Origin of the sequence: Candidatus Igneacidithiobacillus taiwanensis (assembly GCF_031962545.1) — a bacterium.
Taxonomy (GTDB): domain Bacteria; phylum Pseudomonadota; class Gammaproteobacteria; order Acidithiobacillales; family Acidithiobacillaceae; genus Igneacidithiobacillus; species Igneacidithiobacillus taiwanensis.
Window position 1 is genome coordinate 1 of sequence record NZ_JAVRKK010000227.1, and the last position, 2361, is coordinate 2361.

4 protein-coding genes are annotated in these 2361 nt (G+C 57.9%); all 4 read left to right on the forward strand.

Features of this window, described 5'->3' with window-relative positions; all coding sequences use genetic code 11:
- Nucleotides 1–134 (forward strand): 50S ribosomal protein L30 (gene rpmD, locus RTI30_RS14060; protein ID WP_312284125.1); only part of this gene is annotated, 134 nt, incomplete at its 5' end.
- Complete coding sequence (gene rplO, locus RTI30_RS14065; RefSeq protein ID WP_312274729.1) at nucleotides 131–568, forward strand: 50S ribosomal protein L15; 438 nt, start codon at nucleotides 131–133, stop codon at nucleotides 566–568. The genes rpmD and rplO, both read left to right, overlap by 4 nt.
- Nucleotide 569: 1 nt before the next feature.
- Nucleotides 570–1907 carry a preprotein translocase subunit SecY gene (secY, locus tag RTI30_RS14070; RefSeq protein ID WP_312284123.1) on the forward strand — a complete coding sequence of 446 codons (1338 nt, stop codon included), beginning with the start codon at nucleotides 570–572 and terminating at the stop codon, nucleotides 1905–1907.
- Between the two features lie 2 nt (nucleotides 1908–1909).
- Nucleotides 1910–2361, forward strand: a 452-nt coding sequence (locus RTI30_RS14075) for a nucleoside monophosphate kinase (protein WP_312284124.1), incomplete at its 3' end; no start/stop codon positions are given.

Sequence of the window (2361 nt, forward strand, 5' to 3'; positions counted from 1 at the left end):
CCAAGCACCGTTCGACGATACGGGGTCTCGGGTTGCGGCACACCGGACATTGTGTGGAACTTGCGGATACGCCGGAAGTGCGCGGCATGATTCGTAAAGTACCGTATCTACTGCGTTGGGAAGAACTATCATGAGATTGAATACGATTGCCCCCGCGCCGGGCGCCAAGAAAGAACGACTGCGGGTGGGCCGGGGTATCGGTAGCGGGCTTGGCAAAACCGCGGGGCGCGGCCACAAGGGTCAGCATGCTCGCTCCGGTGGTTACCACAAGGTCGGCTTCGAGGGTGGACAGATGCCTCTGCAGCGGCGCATACCAAAACGCGGCTTCCGGAACAGTGGCGCGTCGGTCGTCGTCGAAGTTACCCTGGATATGCTGCAGAGTGCGGCCATAGCGGGTGTGGTCGATGCCGAGGCGCTGCGTCTACGACGCTTCGTCCGTGGCGATTGCGATCAGATCAAGGTAATCCGCACCGGTAAGCTCGAGACTGCTGTCACGGTGAAGGGCCTTCGAGTCAGCGCCGGCGCGCGGCAGGCGATCGAAGCTGCCGGTGGGCAGGTAGAGGGATAACATGGCGAACAGCCTCGGAGCGCTTGGCAACGCTGCGCAGGGCGCGGGGAACATCACCGAGCTGCGCAAGCGTATCCTGTTTCTCCTGGGTGCGTTGCTAGTTTTTCGCATTGGTGCGCACATTCCGGTACCCGGTATAGACCCGGCCGCCATGGCGTCGTTCTTCCATCAGGAGCAGGGCACCATCCTCGGCATGTTCAACATGTTCTCTGGTGGGGCTCTTTCTCGCCTTACGGTCTTCGCCCTTGGCATCATGCCATACATCAGCGCCTCCATCATTTTCCAGTTGGCTGGATCGGTCATTCCCCAACTCGAGGAGTTGAAGAAAGAGGGGGAAGCTGGTCGTAGAAAGATTACGGAATATACCCGTTATGCCACGGTTGTTCTCTCCCTATTGCAGGGCTTGGGAATTGCCGTGGCAATCGAGAAGATGCACGGTGGTTCTATTCCAGTCGTCATCGATCCCGGCCCCCTATTCTTGTTCACCACCACGATCACGCTCTCGGCCGGTACGGTCTTTCTGATGTGGTTGGGTGAGCAAATTACTGAGCGGGGTATCGGTAACGGTATTTCCATGATCATTTTCGCGGGCATCGTCGCGGGGCTGCCGCAGGCCCTAGCGACGATGTTCGAGTTGGTGCGAACCGGGCAGTTTCAGCCCTTATTCGTACTCGCACTCTTTGTGCTGGCGTTGCTCGTCCTCGCCTTTGTGGTGTTTATGGAAAGCGCACAACGACGAATTCCAATCCAGTACGCGAAACGTCAGGTGGGGCGCAAAATTTACGGCGGTCAGAGTACCCACATGCCGCTAAAGGTGAATATGTCTGGGGTGATCCCGCCCATCTTTGCGTCGAGCATTATTTTGTTGCCGGCGACGCTGGCGGGATGGTTTGCCAATGTGCCCGGCATGCAATGGTTGGCGCGCTTCGGGCAGGCTCTGAGTCCCGGCACCACGTTATATGTAGTCGTGTTTACCGTGGCGATCGTGTTTTTTGCCTTTTTCTATACCGCGATGGTCTTCAACCCGCGTGAGACGGCGGACAACCTCAAAAAGTCCGGTGCCTTCATCCCCGGTCTACGCCCCGGAGAGCAAACTGCCAAATACATGGATCGAGTGCTCAGCCGCCTCACCCTGTGGGGGGCAATTTATCTTACCCTGGTCTGTCTTCTGCCCGAATTCCTGATTACCGAATACAACGTGCCCTTCTACTTTGGTGGCACCAGTTTGCTCATCGTGGTGGTAGTGATGATGGATCTCATGGCCCAGATTCAGAGCCATCTACTTACCCATCGTTACGAGGGGCTGCTGCGTAAGAGCGGCCAGCAGGGTAAGCGCTAGTCATGCAACCTGGTCATATCATCCTGCTTGGTGCGCCGGGGGTAGGCAAGGGTACCCAGGCCAAGGTGGTGGCGGCAAGCACAGGCTTGCCTCACATATCGACTGGTGATATGCTCCGCGCCTCTGTTGCTGCAGGCACCGAAATGGGCAAACGGGCCAAGGCAGTGATGGAATCCGGCGCCCTCGTCGACGATGAACTGATACTGGGTATCGTCTCGGAGCGGCTTAGCCAGGATGACGCCAAAAACGGCGTGGTTTTTGATGGTTTTCCGCGCACTGTGGTGCAGGCGCAGGGGTTAGACGCGCTGGTGGTGGAGCGGCGAGGCGTTGGTATTACGCATATCTTTCACATTGTTCTCGATGATGAGGAGATCGTCACTCGCTTGGCCGGGCGTCGGGTGTGTGAGGACTGCGGGGCGATATACCACGTGCAGTATCAGCCGCCTAGGGTGGA